This is a genomic window from Bradyrhizobium erythrophlei (assembly GCF_042430365.1).
GTDB classification, from domain to species: Bacteria; Pseudomonadota; Alphaproteobacteria; order Rhizobiales; family Xanthobacteraceae; genus Bradyrhizobium; species Bradyrhizobium erythrophlei.
In genome coordinates this window covers 250,735-267,609 of sequence record NZ_JBHMET010000144.1, presented here as the reverse complement: position 1 = coordinate 267,609, position 16,875 = coordinate 250,735, and the positions used below count along the sequence as shown (strand labels likewise).

14 protein-coding genes and 2 pseudogenes are annotated in these 16,875 nt (G+C 58.5%); 2 read left to right on the top strand and 14 right to left on the bottom strand.

Translation table 11 applies throughout. The features are described from left to right. Nucleotides 1-63 precede the first annotated feature (63 nt). Nucleotides 64-948 carry a reverse transcriptase domain-containing protein gene (locus tag ACFFWD_RS22800; protein WP_446680524.1) on the top strand — a complete coding sequence of 295 codons (885 nt, stop codon included), beginning with the start codon at nucleotides 64-66 and terminating at the stop codon, nucleotides 946-948. Between the two features lie 332 nt (nucleotides 949-1,280). On the opposite strand, the gene ACFFWD_RS22795 is transcribed toward ACFFWD_RS22800, so the two are convergent. From ACFFWD_RS22795 to ACFFWD_RS22735, 13 genes and pseudogenes are all read right to left on the bottom strand, one after another. Beyond that, nucleotides 1,281-1,595, bottom strand: coding sequence for an isocitrate lyase/phosphoenolpyruvate mutase family protein (locus tag ACFFWD_RS22795; RefSeq protein WP_376968731.1), 315 nt, complete (start codon nucleotides 1,593-1,595; stop codon nucleotides 1,281-1,283). A 535-nt stretch (nucleotides 1,596-2,130) separates the two neighbouring features. After that, nucleotides 2,131-2,289 carry a hypothetical protein gene (locus tag ACFFWD_RS22790; RefSeq protein ID WP_376968730.1) on the bottom strand — a complete coding sequence of 53 codons (159 nt, stop codon included), beginning with the start codon at nucleotides 2,287-2,289 and terminating at the stop codon, nucleotides 2,131-2,133. A gap of 48 nt (nucleotides 2,290-2,337) precedes the next feature. Continuing rightward, on the bottom strand, nucleotides 2,338-2,571 hold the full coding sequence (locus ACFFWD_RS22785) for an alpha/beta fold hydrolase (RefSeq protein WP_376968729.1): 234 nt from the start codon (nucleotides 2,569-2,571) through the stop codon (nucleotides 2,338-2,340). 401 nt (nucleotides 2,572-2,972) lie between these two features. Further along, nucleotides 2,973-3,797 carry a class I SAM-dependent methyltransferase gene (locus ACFFWD_RS22780; RefSeq protein WP_376968728.1) on the bottom strand — a complete coding sequence of 275 codons (825 nt, stop codon included), beginning with the start codon at nucleotides 3,795-3,797 and terminating at the stop codon, nucleotides 2,973-2,975. A 762-nt stretch (nucleotides 3,798-4,559) separates the two neighbouring features. After that, entirely contained in the window at nucleotides 4,560-5,951 is a 1,392-nt protein-coding gene (locus tag ACFFWD_RS22775) for a hypothetical protein (protein ID WP_376968727.1), read from the bottom strand. A 6-nt stretch (nucleotides 5,952-5,957) separates the two neighbouring features. Beyond that, the gene (locus tag ACFFWD_RS22770; RefSeq protein ID WP_376968726.1) at nucleotides 5,958-6,794 is read right to left on the bottom strand and encodes a GumC domain-containing protein; all 837 of its coding nucleotides are present in this window, start codon (nucleotides 6,792-6,794) and stop codon (nucleotides 5,958-5,960) included. A 94-nt stretch (nucleotides 6,795-6,888) separates the two neighbouring features. After that, complete coding sequence (locus ACFFWD_RS22765) at nucleotides 6,889-8,151, bottom strand: hypothetical protein (protein ID WP_376968725.1); 1,263 nt, start codon at nucleotides 8,149-8,151, stop codon at nucleotides 6,889-6,891. Between the two features lie 18 nt (nucleotides 8,152-8,169). Next, a pseudogene (locus ACFFWD_RS22760) lies at nucleotides 8,170-8,375 on the bottom strand (carbamoyltransferase C-terminal domain-containing protein); the annotation flags it as partial. A 9-nt stretch (nucleotides 8,376-8,384) separates the two neighbouring features. Continuing rightward, the gene (locus tag ACFFWD_RS22755) at nucleotides 8,385-10,118 is read right to left on the bottom strand and encodes an SGNH/GDSL hydrolase family protein (protein ID WP_376968724.1); all 1,734 of its coding nucleotides are present in this window, start codon (nucleotides 10,116-10,118) and stop codon (nucleotides 8,385-8,387) included. A 10-nt stretch (nucleotides 10,119-10,128) separates the two neighbouring features. Then, on the bottom strand, nucleotides 10,129-11,964 hold the full coding sequence (locus ACFFWD_RS22750) for a carbamoyltransferase family protein (RefSeq protein WP_376968723.1): 1,836 nt from the start codon (nucleotides 11,962-11,964) through the stop codon (nucleotides 10,129-10,131). Between the two features lie 3 nt (nucleotides 11,965-11,967). Next, nucleotides 11,968-12,117 carry a DUF5989 family protein gene (locus tag ACFFWD_RS22745; protein ID WP_376968722.1) on the bottom strand — a complete coding sequence of 50 codons (150 nt, stop codon included), beginning with the start codon at nucleotides 12,115-12,117 and terminating at the stop codon, nucleotides 11,968-11,970. Nucleotides 12,118-12,131: 14 nt separating this feature from the next. Then, complete coding sequence (locus tag ACFFWD_RS22740; RefSeq protein WP_376968721.1) at nucleotides 12,132-12,557, bottom strand: hypothetical protein; 426 nt, start codon at nucleotides 12,555-12,557, stop codon at nucleotides 12,132-12,134. A 1,372-nt stretch (nucleotides 12,558-13,929) separates the two neighbouring features. After that, nucleotides 13,930-14,132 (bottom strand): annotated as a pseudogene (locus ACFFWD_RS22735) (IS21-like element helper ATPase IstB); the annotation flags it as partial. 362 nt (nucleotides 14,133-14,494) lie between these two features. Between ACFFWD_RS22735 and ACFFWD_RS22730 the strand changes: the two are divergent. Continuing rightward, nucleotides 14,495-14,638: a hypothetical protein gene (locus tag ACFFWD_RS22730; protein WP_376968720.1), complete on the top strand. Its 144-nt coding sequence runs from the start codon at nucleotides 14,495-14,497 to the stop codon at nucleotides 14,636-14,638. On the opposite strand, the gene ACFFWD_RS22725 is transcribed toward ACFFWD_RS22730, so the two are convergent. Further along, on the bottom strand, nucleotides 14,619-16,601 hold the full coding sequence (locus ACFFWD_RS22725; RefSeq protein ID WP_376968719.1) for an acyltransferase family protein: 1,983 nt from the start codon (nucleotides 16,599-16,601) through the stop codon (nucleotides 14,619-14,621). The genes ACFFWD_RS22730 and ACFFWD_RS22725 overlap by 20 nt on opposite strands. Between the last annotated feature and the right edge of the window lie 274 nt (nucleotides 16,602-16,875).

Below are 16,875 nucleotides of genomic sequence, written 5' to 3'. Positions count from 1 at the left end.
CGGGATAGTCGTCGAGATGATGAGCGCGGTGGTGGGTAGTCTGTCGAGTAGTCTTTCGACGAGATCAGCCAGGAATGGCTGGTACGCTTCTTGGAGCATCGGATCGGTGACCGGCGCATCATCCGCCTGATCCAGAAATGGCTGAAGGCGGGCGTCCTGGAAGACGGAGTCGTTACGGTCAGTGACAGGGGGACGGGGCAGGGCTCGGTGATCTCACCACTGCTTGCCAACATCTACCTCCACTACGCCTACGATCTCTGGGTCGAGCGCTGGCGACAGCGCGAGGCCACGGGCGACATGATTATCGTGCGTTATGCCGATGACTTTATCATTGGATTCCAGCACGAGACCGACGCCCAACGCTTCCTGGACGAGATGCGCAAGCGGTTGGGGGAGTTTGCACTGTCGCTGCACCCTGAGAAGACCCGGTTGATCGAGTTCGGCCGCTTTGCGGCAGAACGCCGTAAGCGGCGCGGGCTCGGCAAGCCGGAGACCTTCAACTTCCTAGGCTTCACCTTCATTTGCGGCAAAACCCGCTCGGGCAAATTCCAGATCAAGCGGAAGACCCGAGGGGATCGCATGCGGGCGAAGCTGCGGGAGATCAAGCAGGCGCTGCGACGGTGCATGCACCGGCCGATCCCCGAACAAGGGAAATGGCTGGGGCGGGTCGTCCGCGGCTACTTCAACTACCATGCAGTGCCGACCAACGGACAAACGATGGTAGTGTTCCGGCACCATGTCACCGACCTCTGGCGGCGCACGCTGCGGCGGCGTAGCCAGAAGGATGGGAGCACGTGGACACGGATGACGCAGCTGGTGGACGACTGGCTCCCGAAACCGCTCATCCTCCATCCCTGGCCGAGCGATCGCTTCGCCGTCACACACCCAAGGTGGAAGCCGTATGCGGGAAAGCCGCCCGTACGGCTTTGTGCGGGGGGCGCTCAGTAATGAGCGTCCCTACCGCGTCGCCTCCTTCGCTGCGGTGCATGGATGGCCCCGAACGCTTGGCATGACGCAGGCGATGGCATCAGGCCTTGGCACTGATTTGCCCGACGAGGCAAGCCCCGCGAGAATATTTTCGGTGTTTCAGAATGACAAATCAGTTTATGAATCCGCCCGTCTCACCCGAATGAGGGGCGGCTCGCGATCGTCTCGGCTGGAGCCGTCGTCTGGGCTCCAAACGATCGGCTGCTGATCCACTTGGCCGACGAACGGCACGAGACGGCATCGATCAGCGACGCGCTCTCCACTTACCCTGGTTTGGGCGGTGATTTCCAGGCTCAGGCATTCGGCTGCAGGAACGTGCCGTATTGCTTGCTCGAGGCGACCGCGGCGGCGGCCTGTCCAATGACACGCATCGCCGCCATCATGGGCGTCGGCCCAAGACTGACCCGCCGAACCCAGACGCGGGCGAGATCCGGGATTTCGGGGACACCTTGCGTCACCATGATGTTGACCGGCAGAGGCGTGAGTTGAACGAACCTCTCGATGAGAGCGAGGTCGGTAACCCAGGCGTTGAACAAGACGAGCGGATCTCCCTTCCTGTGAGGACCGTGAAACGTCTCGGCGTATTGCTGCTGCGTCTTGGCGTCCATCGCGCGCACTCCTGGTCAAAGAACTTGAAAGGTGTTGTAGCCAACGCCGCCCTTGGTTCAGTACCCCGTCCCAAAGGCAACGATTTCATTCGGCAGGACGCAGGTTTCCGGTCCGGCCGCAAACATATGCGTTCAGTCAGGGGCGTGCGTCTTGAACCAGTCCATGATCAGACCGGTGACTTCGGCCTCATGCTCGAGGTGTGGGAAGTGTCCGACATCGGGCAGGACAATACGCTTGTGGGGGCCCCTTGAAGAGCGGCTCTTCCTTCACCGAATACCTCGCCGTCGGATCGTTGCCGCCGTAAATCGTCAACGTCGGCGTATGCATCTCGTTTTTCGGCAGCCGCCCCGCACGTCCCGAATCGAACAGGCCTCCATAGTATTTGAGCGCCGCCGTCATGGTGCCGGGAGAGCTGAGCGTCTCCTTGATCGAGCGGAGATGCTCGTCATTCCTGATTGTCGGCGACCACAGCTTCCAGAGATAATCGATGAAGGGGAGGCCATCGATATTGACCGCTGAGTCAGCGTCAGGAATCTAGAAAAAATAGAAATGGAAGATGGAGCGAACGGCTTCGGGATCCTTCCTGATGCTCGAAAACGTGATCGGGTGCGCGGTGTTCATGACCACAGCGGCCTTGATCGCCGATGGCGCCGTGGCCAGTGCCTGAAAGGTCGATGTGCCGCCCCAATCCATGCCAACGACGTGTGCCTGTCCGTCGTCGCTCAGCGCCGCGATCAGCGCTTAGAGGTCCTTGCCCAGTGCGATGGGATCGAAAATGCCATCCGCCGGGATCTCGGTCGGCGCGTAGCCGCGCAAGAACGGTGAGACCGCGCGATATCCCGCGTCCGCGAAGACCTGCATTTGCTTTCGATACGACCAGGCGTTGTCCGGAAAGCCGTGCATGAACATGACAAGGGGTCCGTTGCCCTGTTCGAGGTAGGCAAACCGCACGCCATTGGCCTGCACGTATTTCAAGGCGGGTTCACTGCTGGCGGCATTCGAAGTTGTTAATGCAGTGCTTCGCGCATTCGGGCGCGAACTATCGGTGGGGGAGGATCTCACCCGGATAATTGTCGATTGGTCCGGAAGCTGGCAGGCGGCTCGGCCGGGTAACTGGCTGGGTCGGAGCCCTGCGACGAAGGCGGCCTTGGGCTGCTGAGCTAACCGATGGGCCGTAACAGAGTGAAGCCCGAGCAGGCCTCGAAAGTTCTGCGGATGCCGACCCTCCGGTCATTTGGGGAAGGCCGCACGTGTGAGCCGCGCGGTCACGTCGAGCTCATCTTCAACTAGCGGCCAAACGAAACCTTGCTCACCATTTTTCGCTGCCGCTCGCGTGGCACGTTTGACGCCAATGTTGGTAGGGCCGTCGGTAGGAATCAGGAGCGATTGATGGCAGTCTTGTGAAAGACAAGCTCATGGCATCCTGACCCGAGGAGCCCACCGAGCGACACGTTCGCCGGAAACGACCTAGCCAGACTGAATCCGAACGAAGAAAACTTTGAGACCAACTCCTCAACCGTTGCCGTTTCATAGGGATATCCACCAAGCCAGTCATGAACATCGTTGGACAGGTTCATGCCTCTCGGCAGATCACTCTTTAAGAGCGTCATTGGATGTTTGCCGCGCAGAAGTTTTCCAGCCAAGAGCACGCCGATGAATGAATTGCGCAGCGCCCATTGCCCTGGCGCTGGAAGCGACTTGTAGATTCGCTTCTCTATTTTCCATGGCAGGTCAAATGCTGTCTTTGCATAGATCGCGATTGCGAAGTAGCCATCGGCCTTTACAAGGGCCGCAGCTCTTTCAATGGCGTTCCACATTGCTCCGGTGTGATGCAGGACGCCCCAAGAATATACCACATCAAACGTGCCAATTTCGTCGCGTTTAGCGTCGAAAATCGAAAGTACATTAGCCTTCCAGCTTTTACTATGGGAGAACTTCGACAGAACTTCTCGTGTCGTACTTACAGAATTCTCATCAATGTCGATGGCAAGAACGGATGAAGATCCAAGAGACAGCGCTGCCAACGAGTGGAGTCCTGATCCGCAACCGATGTCGAGAAACGTCTTTCCTCCAAGACCTTCTGGCAGAAGCTTCTTAAGACCATCGATGGCCGAAGCAATGCGCGTCTGATCAATAGATTTGGCGTAGTCTCTCCAGTTGGCGCCAAACTCAAAGTGCGAGTTCCGTTCACGAAAAGACATCAATGTCTCCCGTCGAGCGATGAGCTTATCACCAAATGCCTCGATCGAGCAACTGCGCCCTCGTGGATGGTACCCCGGACGTCAACAGTGAACCATCGCCTATGACGAATGCAGCTTCTGCGGGCGCTCTCGACTTGTCCGGATTTGGCGATTCGCTGATGCGGACTTGGCTGCTGAGCGACAAGCATGTTCCCGGCCTACGTTGGGCGATGATCGAGCAGACGCTTGAGGTCGCGGCGAAGAGGGTGACGGGCTTGACGTGATCGCGATCTTCATGGGGCAAGGGTCGCTCGAATGCGGTGCCGCACTCGAGGTGGTCGGGAACATGAACTATTCGGCCAAGCGCAATGGCGGTTCAACCGTCGCGCTTCCTGGCGTTGGGAGACGCAGTGACGTTTGCCGACGGCCCCGAGAGGCTCGGCAACGAGGTGAGCGATCGCCTTGGCGCGAACGACGGTTATTCTATCGTTCTATCGCGGCGGCACCCAGACCACGGTCGCGACGGCGCCGTGACCTGACGGGGCGTGGCTGGACTGAATCTGCTCAGAGATCTCTACTGACCGACCGGGGTAGGGTGTAGTGCGCCGTTTCGCCGCTATCCCGCTCGCTACAGCGGCAGTCGGGCAGTCGCGTTGATGGTCTACGTTTTGACCACCAGCTCGTTTCATAAGCATGTGGCTGATTGCCAGAGTTTGCCAATGAGAACGCAGGATCGAAACGCCTGCGGGAGGATTATCAAACGCCGACCGGGAAGCCACCCATTCAGCATGTCGTGGCAAAAGCAGATCGGCCCTTGGACCTGAGCAAAGCTCGCAGTGCCCAGAAGCACAACACGAAGGGTAGCAAGCGATAAAAAGCCCATGTCGCCGGATAGAAGGTACTCGCTCGGAACGTGTAGTAGATCGATATGCATAGCCATAGGTAAACAATCACCGCGGTGAGGCTCTCGGCACGTCGCGCGCACTGCCGATGGATCAACGCAAGCAACAGCCCAAGCACGGCTCCGCGCAGAATGATTTCAGGAAGTCCATACCCGAGTGCGGATTGAGCGACCACCCCGAACATGAGCCCTGTTCCATTGGCGTTGACGTGGGCGTTCCTGACGTACCAGGTAGGCAGGTCCATCTTCTGGAACGGCAGCAGTTGCTGCGGGATGAGCAAGATCAGATCATTAAAGGTGACGTCCCAGGAGACATCCTTGAGGATATCGTGCGCCTTCGCCCAGGCGACGTGAACCCCATTGGCCAGGATCGTTTGAAACTCCGTGCTCGCCGTCGACAGGTCCATGTACTGGACGTCCCCACCGACGTCGCGCCAGTATCCGAACAGAATGACACCAGAGAGCATCACAATCCCCATTGTCAGGGCTTTGGCAAAGCCGATTGGCCGGATCAGTCTGTGCCAGCATAGAAGGGCACAGAACATCAGCATGACGACGTCGGTCCGCGGTCCCGAGTTTGATACCGCGACGTATGCCGCGAATACCGTAAGGGCGGCGAGGGCGATAATCCATCGAAGGTCTCGTCTCGCTGTTACAAAGGCGATAAGGCCGAACACGGCAATCCGGAGGAGTCCAAGGACGTTATGAATAGTCTGGGCCGCCAGAAGTGGAATGTCCTTCATCCACTCTCCGCTTGCCAGCTCCTGGTTGGACGGCTGAAGGTTTGTGTCGAAATACCACGAGAAAGCGGCAGCATAGGCCAGGCACGCTGCTAGAATGATCAGGAGCGCCTTCCCGTCCGCCGCGTCCGACGCAACGCGAACGGTCGGCCCGGGCATTCCTGGGCCTCGCGTGATGCCGTAAACGGCGCAGAAGGCGAGGAGATACGCGGCTACGCTCCATGCCCATGCCGAGAGTTCGTCGGCGCCTGGCTGCATTTGCTGCAGGCGGGCGTCGCTCAGCGAAGACCATGCGTATCCGGATTTGATGAAGGCTAGGATCGGTACGGCGCAGTACAAAAGTGTGATCAGGGCGCATAGCGCGCCGACGTCGAGGATCGGAAGTTGCCTGTCTTTCCAGACGAAGTATTCGATCATGGCGGAAACGGCGGCGGCCGAAATAGCCACCGGCGTCAGCAACAAGGAATCGTCGGGTGTCGCGAAGAAATACGCTCCGATGCCATATGCGATCAGGATAAGCGGAGCGGAGGCCATGTCACGTTAAGGCCGTTGTTTCAAGGACAGTCTGGGTCCGATCCAAAGGCACAGATAGCGAAGAACGAGAGCCCCGACTGCAGCGAGCATAGAGCCAAGAGCGAATCGCGTCGTTCCTCTGCCGTCCGGCTGATCCGGCAGACTCGGAGGGCTGAAGATCAGATCGCGACTACCAGCGCGCAGCCCTGCCGTCAGTTCTAAAATCCTCGCCGCCGTTTCGGTGCGAAGCTTGATCATGTCGACGATGTTTGGCGGAAGGTATCCGCCCCGGCTGTCCGCGAACATCGCGTCTGGGCGCTTCTTGAGTTCGTCAATTGCCTGCGACAGGTCAGCTGACTGGGCCTCACTGGCCTCCAGCATTTTTTGGAGTCGAACGGCGGTGTCCGGGCGTGGTTTGGAGGCCTCCAGCCATCGATCTAGGACCTCATTGAGGATGGCTTGCGCTCGCTTTGCGTCAGTATCCTGAAGTTCGAGTGTATAGAGGCCGGAGGTCAACGGCGAGCCTCTCAGAAGTTGCCAGTTGAGACTGGCAGCCAAGTCGGCGCGCCTTTCATCAAGGCTATGCCCAGCACGGAAATCTCTGAACTTGGCGAGCACGGGGTCCACGATTGGGGGAGAGCGCATGATGGCGCCCGTTGACTTTCCGTTGGCTTCGTCTAGCGGACCAAGATAGGCAATACTGGTGAAGGTCCTGGGCATCAACAAGGCTATCGCCGCCCCGGCTAGGCTGGCGATCACCGCGACGGCCACGATAGATTTCCAGCGTCGCAGCAGCACTGCCCCGAAATCGGCCAATGCACCATACGGGCCGTGTGTGGCCGTTCTCGCGTTCTTCAATTCCACTTCGATTTGCTCGTAAAACACGTTTTGAATGAGTAGTCATAGCGTTGGTGCGGCAAGTTGCAACATATCTCTTTGGACTACTTTTGCTTTCTCCTCATCGATGAACAATCTGACCGGCTACGAAGCGCGCTAAGATCGTCTCGCCGGCGCGCGTGTAGTGGCAGCAATTGTCAACATACATCGCGTCGGTCTGGTCGTCCAACAGGCCGACACCGGAGATGATGCCCCGATCGCGAAGGTATTGGGACCGCTGCTCGATCATGGGATAGAGGTGCTCAGCGCCTATGCGCATCGGCGTTGTCGGCGGCAGGGACAGCGCGATCTTGGCTTCGTCAGCCGAAAAGTGCTTCTTTGAGAAATATTGGTTTGGCTGGACGATGTGGAGATACTTCGCGCCAACGCTTCGTGACAGAGCGGCCATCGCGTCGCTCGAGTGCAGCCATATCTGGAAAATGTCTTCCCACGGCGATTCACGGTTGGCATAGGGCATGTCGACCCCCATCACCGCCTTGATGCCGTCGAGCTCCGCGGGAGACGTTCCCTTTGCCGAGGCGTAATCGGATTCAGCCTGCGCCTTTCGCCGCATGTGGAATGAAATCAGGGTCTTGTTGGCGAGGTACGATAGGCCGCTACGGCTGCGGTTTGCTGCATCGGTTCGCCGCCTGATGGCGGACTTCGCCTCCACCAGGTCGGCGGCTATTCGATAGAAGTTGTCGGCCTTCTCGCTGACGGGCTCGAACCCTTTGCCAATGCCCCAGAGGATCGAGAGCGACGGATAGATCGGGTGAACGTGGTACCAGACGTTTTCGTATCCCAGCGCGAATTCGTTGAAGGCGTCCAGGTTGACGACCACGTCGATATGCTGTCCGAGTGCGAGGAGAAGCGACAGCGCCATCAGCTGCTGCGGTTGTTTTCCCGATCCTTGGGCCATCGAATAGACGATGACGTTTTTATCGGGAAGCAATTCCTGAACCGCAGCCTGAAGGGGCAATCCGCTTTGCGGCGGGGCCACAAGATTCGAGGCGACCGAGCCGCCAAAGACCACGACGACGAAATCACGCGGCGATGGCTGGAACGGAACTTTGTATGGGGTGCTCTGCGAGAAGCCGAGATTGTTTGTAACCCACACGTCGTTCCGCGAAATGGTGCCGCCAAAACCGAGATATGGGTGAATGCGTTGCGGGGGCTTCTCCGCGGGGCCTGATCTGACGGCGTCGGTAAGGCCGCGGCGGTTCAAGTAACCGGCGCGGCCTTGTTGCTGATAGAACAGCACTGCGCCTGCGATTTCGGCGATGATGAGGGATATGCCAATGCAAACGATCCAAGCGATGACGTGTCCGGAAATCTTATTACCCATCGTAATGAATCTATCCCGTCAATCGAGTTCAAATTTGTCTTTATAGTCGACGCGGAGGGCGGGATCCTGCGCTTCCGCAGGATGCAGTTGCCGACCACCCGTATCTCGATGCCGCTTCCCATGAAGCAGCGGAAGGCGTCTTCGGGGGTGCAGACGATTGGCTCGCCAAGAACGTTGAAGCTGGTATTGATCAGCACCGGACAGCCGTTCCGTGCCTTGAATTCCTCATGAACTTACTCCTTTAAGGTAGCGTCCACCCCGGGCGCCATGCCGTGCGATATCAGGTACTCAAAGATCGCGTCAGCTGACCAACGATGCCCCGTGGCGGTCCAGTGGCCATCAAAGGGAAATCTACCGACCTCAATATCCCCGTGCTTGGCCCAAGCCGGATAGACGTCGAAAAGCGGGATCTGGAGCTCGTCCGAAATTCTTTTCAGCCGTTCAATTTGGCCGGTGGCGTTTGGGAGAGTAACTTGCTCAGTGGCAACAATTAGCAGCTTGAAGCCGTCCCTCTCCGCGGCTTCTTTCCAAAGCGAGAAACTGCACTTGGTCAGTTCGACTGCCTGCTCGTAGATTTCCGGGAGGGGGCTGCTACGATAGAAAACGCTGTCCACCCATTCAGGTAAGAGGCCGTCGACGAGCCTTGCGTCTTCAGCGGATCTGGAGCGAAGTCGCGCGATCCGTTCCGGTAATTTTGGGAGGAGATACTTATCCCAGTCCGGGCTCGGGGGGAGCATCTTACAATGCTTGTTTTCGTCAAACGTGGCAAACCACCACGGCAGATGATCGGGACTAAAGCCCGAGCGGATCGACTCCAGCAAGATCGAATTATTCGCGAAGTCGTTTGCGACAAACATCAGAATGACGAGATCAGGCTTGATTTCTTTGTAGGCGTTGTAGAGCCCCAATTCGCTGGCTTGCCCGAGACCGCTTCGCGAGATGGCAAACACGTCCACCTTCTTGTCGGGATATGCGTTTCGAATAGCGGCATTCAGAAGCGTTTGAGTTTTTTGCGCGAGTGGAACCTGCAATGCTTCCACAATGCTGTCGCCGACCAGGAGGATACGGAACGTGCCGGCCGGTTTCGGAATGGTCGGCTCGGCGTCCATAAATCCGATCGAGTTGGTAGTATCTTGCGTCCAGAACAGGAAACCATTGGTGTACCGCACGACCGAATGCGGTTTGAATACCACGCCGACCTCGGGAGAGAATATCACGGGCCAGACGATCTCGCGCTTCGGGAATTTTCCAGTGCTGCGCATATAAAGCTCGCCGGCCGCAAAAAAGATCGCAATCATAGCTGCGGTAACGGCGAGGCCAGGTCCCAGGTTTCTGGCTAGCAAGGCTGGAGTGATCCAAAGGAGAGCAATTAACACTGCGGACGCTATTGCGACGCCAATCCACTGCTGCACCTCAGGCCATGACTTGTAATTGGCGATGGTATTGCTGGCGGGCAACCAGACATCGAGCCGTCCGATGTCGTCGACCGTCTTTCCCGCGGGAAGGCTGAACAGTACATGGCCATTGTAGATCGAGAAGCGGCCCTGCCCGAGCGCCGCAATGTCTGCAGGAAGCGAACCGCCCGGTCCGAGCCTGGTAACAATTTCGTAGTTTTCCGCGGGATAGTTCGCATCGTAAAGGGCGGTCAACCAAAGGAAAGCGAATGACCACTCAAGCAGCGGATCTAGCTTGTGTAGGAAGCCTCCTTTTTTGATTTGGACAAGATCGATACGAACTCCCGTAGGGGCGTTTTCGTCAGTCAGCGTTTGGTCGCTGAGAGTGCCAATGAAGCGCAAGCCAGAATGAGGCTGAATATCGGTGACCGTGACCTTGTGCGCTCCAAGCCAAACCAGGTCGGGCAGAAACGCACGCACCAGAACGATAATAACTAGGCTTGAAGCGAGGATGCGTATTGGCCGCGCTCTCTTCGATACACTCAGAGCGCTCCGATCTGAGAGCTTGCTCATCCGGATCCCTTCAGTCGAGTTCGAACTTGTTCTTGTAGTCGATCTGCAGGGCTGGATCCTGCGCTTCCTTCCGCAGGATGCAGTTGCCGACCACCAGCACGTCGACGTCGCTTCCCATGAAGCAGCGGAAGGCGTCTTCCGGCGTGCAGACGATTGGTTCGCCGCGGACGTTGAAGCTGGTATTGATCAGCACCGGGCAGCCGGTCCGCGCCTTGAATTCCTTCAGCAGCGCGTAAAATCGGGGGTTGGTGTCTGCATGCACTGTCTGGATCCGTGCCGAGTAATCAACGTGCGTGACGGCGGGAATGCTCGAGCGCGGCACGTTCAGCTTGTCGATTCCGAACAACGCCTGCTCGGCATCCGACATGGTGCGCCGAATGTCAGGCGCGACATCGGCGACGAGGAGCATATAGGGGCTGTCGACATCGAGCTCGAACCAGTCTGCGACGTCCTCGCGCAGCACGGCCGGCGCGAACGGCCGGAAGCTCTCGCGATACTTGACACGAAGATTGAGCGATTTCTGCATGCTGGGTGAGCGCGGGTCGCCGATGATCGATCGGCCGCCGAGAGCTCGAGGGCCGAATTCCATGGCGCCCTGGAACCATCCGATCGCTTTCTCCTCGACGATCGCCTGAACGGTGTCGCTAATTAGCTGGCTGTCGTCGACGGTCGTATAGATCGCGCCGGCAGCAGTAAGCCGTTGCTCGATTTCGGGCTGCGAGAATGACGGCCCGAGATAGCTGCCCGACATGCCGTCGCGCGTGCCGTCGGTCGTCCTGCCCTTGCCGAGGAACTGGTGATAGGCGGCCATGGCGGCGCCGACCGCGCCGCCGGCGTCGCCGGCCGCAGGCTGGATCCAAATGTTCTTGAATTTGCCGTCGCGAAGCACCTTGCCATTTGCCACGCAGTTGAGTGCCACGCCGCCGGCAAGGCACAGATTGCGACTGCCGGTCTCGGATGCGAGGCTCCGCGTTAGCCGCAGGACGATTTCTTCGGTCGCTTTCTGCACCGACGCAGCGAGATCCATGTGGCGCTGATCCAGCTGGTCCTCGGGCTTGCGCGGGGCTCCTCCGAATAGATCGTGGAAACGATCGTTGGTCATGGTCAGCCCGGTGCAGTAGTCGAAATAGCTGAGGTCCAGGCGATACGAACCGTCCTGCTTGAGGTCGACCAGGTGATCGAATATCCGGTTGACGTATTTCGGTTCGCCGTAGGGCGCGAGGCCCATCACCTTGTACTCGCCGGAATTGACCTTGAATCCGGTGTAGTACGTGAACGCGGAATAGAGCAGCCCAATCGAATGCGGAAACTGGATTTCCTTGGTCAGGCTGAGCTGATTGCCATTTCCGACCCCGCAGGCGGTTGTCGCCCATTCGCCGACGCCGTCGAGCGTCATGACGGCGGCTTCCTCGAAGGGGGAGGGGAAAAAGGCCGACGCCGCGTGGCTCTGGTGGTGGTCTGCAAATAGCAGCTTTGACGACCAATCGACATCAGCGTCGAATTGGGTGAGCTCCTCACCAAGCAATCGCTTCTGGAACAGCTTTTCCTTCAACCAAAGCGGCATCGCCATCTGGAATGACCGGAAGCCCTTGGGCGCGAAGGCGAGGTATGTTTCGAGCAGCCGCTCGAACTTGATGAAGGGCTTTTCATAAAACACGACGTGATCGACGTCGCGGATGCTGATGTTTCGCGCTGACAGGCAATACCTGATCGCCTCCACTGGAAACGCGGCGTCGTGCTTCTTGCGGGTAAACCGCTCTTCCTGGGCGGCGGCGACGATGCGCCCGTCCTCGACAAGTGCGGCGGCGCTGTCGTGGTAGAACGCAGAAATTCCAAGGATGCGCATTGCCTAGAACAACGTGTAGATGAACGGCGCGATTGCCGATCCCTTGGTGAGGACGAGCAGGCCGCCGAACACCAGCATCATCACGAAGACAGGCAGCATCCAGTATTTTTTACGGTGCCCAACGAATTGGAAAAATTCGGTCAGAAATCCCACTTGAACATTCCCCCCTAGAATTGCTGGCGCATCGACTCGCTTGGGTGGCGCTGATCGGTTCGCGACAGCCAGTATGTTTGCGCCGCAGGCGCCTTGCGGAGCTGCAGCAGGTCTTTCTTGAACAGTCTGATGGCGAGGCCGCACGGCACGATGACGAGGTAAAACAGCGCCAGCATTACGATCGGGCTGACGATGCGGTTCAGCCATAGCCCCAGCGTGAGCCACGCCTTGTTGAGGCGCGACAGCGCATCGGGAAATCTGAGCGCCAGGATCAGGAAGAGTGGCGTCAGCGCCGCGTAGAGGTAGGTGAGGCGCCAGCCGCGATAAAGCCCGATTGCCGCAAGCGCCGCGCCGATCGCGGCGAACGTCAACCCGAACTTGCGGTTGCTGGGGCCTTTGGGAAGATCCTCGCGATGAAGATCCTCATGGAAATTCGGCATAACCAAAGATTTCGTGTCAAAAGTGTGTACGGCCAGGAGCTTTACCGGGGCTATTCCCGGTTTGCAACTTGAACCGCGAGGACTATCCACTAATGTCTCAATGCCTGCGGGCAGCCGCGCCGCCCCACAGGGTGAAATCAGTTGGCGGTTGAGAGGCTTATCTCGGGGCCCGCTTCGCGGGGACGATATTGCAATTCTTCGCTGGCCACGCCCGTGAGGGCGGCGGCCGTCAAAGCCCCGAAAAGCTTATAGTGACCGCCGGCCCTCTGCTTCCTCGTCGGCTACCGTCCGTACGGACTGTAGTTGTGGAATGGGCTATAGATCGTGGGCGCGGCCTGCCCGGAGCTGTAGTTGTATCCACCATTGTAGGGATTGGCGTAGGGGTTGCGGCGACCACCTCCGCGAATCGGCCCCCATCCCCTGGTCGTATTCCGCATCATCTGTTCGCGCTCCGCTCTTGTGAAAAGCCGAGCCTGACCCCGACCGCGATACATCTGAATAGAACGGGCACGATAAGGTTGAATGGTGCGGCTCCGGTAAGGTTGAATCGTCGGTGCCCGATATGGCTGAATTGTCCGAGCACGATGCATCTCGATCGCAGGCACTTGAGTCCCGGAAAAGGTGAGCGACAAAACCGACAGCAACACTGCAGCCGCGGCGCCGAAAATGCGCCTTCTTGTCATGCCCGCCCCCCAAGAATAGATGTTGAAGAAGCGTCGTGAATCAGCTGGGTCGCCGATTGCAGCGGCTGATCCGGTCTAGTCGTGAGACGCGTCTGCAATAATCTCCATCCCCCGTGCTCCATACCTAATCGTTGGCGGCTGCCAGGCGCTGGCCGTCTCGGATCGCTACAGACCTTTTTCACCGAGCAGTCCTGATAAATAACAGGAACCGGCGTCATGACGGATCGCATCCCGCTAGACCCGACGTGTGACAAACGTGCTTCCCTGACGCTGTTTGACCGTTTCGCAAACTTGTTTTTTCGCCACGGTACGCTGTTCTTTGTTTTGGAACGCATTGTCGCTGCATCGTGCATCCGGCTTCCGCAGATCCGACGGTAAGAGCCGCCCCCTGCGAATGCAGCGACACAACAAACGAGAATTCTCAGACTTGAATTCATGAATTTTCAGACCTCCAATTTCAAACGGGAATAAATGTGCTGGTCGGACGAGAAAAAGACAAGCTGCTATTCATGAATGGTGGCTTCAGACCGAACTCTATCGTCAGCGGCGCGGCGATTTGCACGGCGAGCCGGACGCGCAAGTCAGGATAAAACTGCGAACATTTATGTCCGCTAAGTCAGAAGCGGCTCCTGCCAACCCTCCATCACCACCCTCCTCAACATCCCTGCCCGTCGACTGAAGCCCTCCTGTCAACCGGCGTTCAAATTTGACCGCTCGTCGGCGTCCACAATTTTGCCCCCTTTGCGCGGCTCGGTTTGACTGTAGCGCTCGGCTCGTCGGAGCTGGCCGGGGTTGCGGAGACGAGACGAACGCGGGTGACGGGATCGTCGTCGCGGCTTTTGAATCGCCAGCTGTCATTGCCGGTCTCGACGATGTCGCAGTGGTGGGTCAGCAACCGCGACTGGTACCATGGCGGTCTACCACCGCAGGTACAAACCGCGGATCGTCAGCCATCGGCGCCGGCTGCCGGCGCGCCGTCACGTCCGACTTAAGCGTATGGTCAAGCATAGACACAAGCCGATCCCTTCAAAGAGATCGTGAAACTCGCCTAACACTGCAAGCACGACATTCAACACGACCGGAACGGGAGCGATCGCCGACGCCGGCACCTACAACAGTAAGCGGGGGTGCATCAATGCCGCCAACAATGACTTCTGTCGAGAGGCGCGCAACAGCCCAGCAGCAAGCGGGTCGCCCTATGTCATCCAAAACACGACGGGCGATGCTGTCTGCATCTCAGTTTCGGGAGGGACAGTGAGCGCAATCGAACTTCAACCGGACGCCGCGGGAACGTATCTACCGACCGATGTCACCAGCGGCGTATTTGTCCTCGCGCCAAAGGACAGTATTCGCATCACCTATTCTGCGGCGCCCACCATCAATCGCTGGGGTGTTTGATCTTCCGCAGGAGGTCAGTGATGCCGAAGGTCTCGGCTAGAGCGCGATAAGTCTCTGGCGATAGATTGCGCCGGAGGTGGTCAATATCCTTGTAAAGGTACTCGCCGTTGAAATAGAGCGCGCAGTGATCGCGCGCGCACAGTGCTCGGCCCGGATATGTGGCAAAAACATCAGGCGTCGCTCTCGATATCCGGGCCAGCATCTCATAGGTCATATTGTCGATGCTCTTCGTGAATGTTGCGCTGTCCATTCCGGCCACTGGTCCGCATCGTCGGTAGATATGTTCGTTCTTATAGGTGCAGAGCAACGGCACGCCCATTGGGCGGTGGGGCACGTCTCCGAGAAGCACCAACGAACGCCCAGGTGCTCTAATCTTTTCGAGTGTACGTCGGACGGCGTCTTCGAAGACCTGGCTTGAAACGACCTTTCCGCTGCCGTCGTGGGTCAGTGGTTGGATAGCGGTCCAAGGAGTCGCCAGCGCGACAACCGAAATATCTTTGTTGCGATCGAGGACGCTGAATGCCAGTGCCGTTTTATCGGAGCACCAATCGAAGTACCTCTTGCCTTCCACCGGTTGCATATCGCGGATAAGCCCGGTTAACGCGCCATAGATTGGGCTGCAGCCATCGATGAGAACGAACGCTGTGTTGGTCTCAAGACCCGCCTGGTGGAGGACCGGTGCGAAGTGGTCAGCGTGGCTGTCACCCCAGAGAAGTGCTCGCTGGGTCGCGGAACTCCATGGAGCGCCAAAGCTGCAGAGGCGACCGCCGACCACGTCCGCATATGCAGGACATGGCCAATCCCACATCACGTCTAGGCTGCGGATTGCCATTGTTTCGTGCGATAGCCGCTTCGGAATTCCGTTGTTGCTGTGAACGAACATCGCAGCACAGAGAATAGTAACGCTTGCGACGAGGCCGCCGGCGACGGCGGACGAAGCTTGCCAGCGCCCGCGCCGAAAAGGTGTTTCGATGTGCAGGTACGAGAGCATCGCAAGGGCGATCGAACCGAGCGCCAGCATCGCAGCTTCAGGAATTTGCGGTTGGGCGTCGTTGATATAGATGCGGAATAGAACCCAGACCGGCCAATGCCACAGGTAGAGAGAATATGAGATGAGGCCAACTGGTCTTAGCCGGCCGAGCCAACCCGCGATTCTGCCTGCGTGTTCGCGCGGCCAAATTATGAGGGCCGCTCCGAAACATGGGTAAAGAGCGGATACGCCGGGAAACGCCGCGTCCGTCACCAAAAAAAATCCGATGCCGATAAGAGCGGCTCCAACTATGGCGGCGATTTCGCCGATGACGCGAGGCAAAGGCGGTAGGAACAGCAGTAGTCCCCCAATGGCCAGCTCCCAGGCGCGGGGCACAGCAACGAAGAAAGCCGACTTCGAGTTATGGTCAAACCAGAACAGGCTGACGCCAAACCCGATGATCACCATCACTGCAAGAATAGTGGCGATTTTGATCCGGTGGTTGCGGCGGGCGATCATCCACAGGATCAGCGGCCACGCGAGATAGAACTGCTCCTCGACCGCTAGCGACCATGTGTGCAGCAGCGGCATCAGCTCGGCCGCCTGGTCGAAATAGCCGGTGTTCCAAAGGAAGAACAGATTCGACGCGCCGAATGCCGCGGCGGCGGCGCTGGCGGCCAAGTCCTTATAATCTCCAGGCATCAGGAGGAACTGGCCGGCGATCAGCGTTGTGGCGAGCATCGCAATGAGCGCCGGCACAATCCGGCGAATGCGCCGGTCATAGAAGCTCAACAGCGAAAACTGCCCCTCGTCGATGTCATCCATCAGCCGGGAGGTGATCAGGAAGCCGCTAATGACGAAGAAGACGTCGACCCCGGTGAAGCCGCCCGGAAGCCGCCACGCTGCCGGCAATGGGGCGCCGAAGTGGAACCACAGGACCGACAGCACCGCGATGGCTCGGAGCCCATCGATATCTGGCCGGTAAGTGGTCATAAGGTGGCGTGAAACTGGAACTTGCGGGGCATGCATGGCGCAACCCAAGTAGCACCGAACCCACCGGTCCGGCAACCTGGGCGCGAATACGCAAATACCTGCCTATCCGGGGTGACATCCGAACTTGCGCGCGGTGCCATTCGATTTTGCGCGCTACACGAAAGCAGGGACGACATTCGGAGAACCCGCGCGCGCAACTCCACTCTCACTATCGAGCGCGTCCGCGCGACCTCGCTGCCTCGCAACGCCGCACCCGCCTCATTCCAAAGTCATA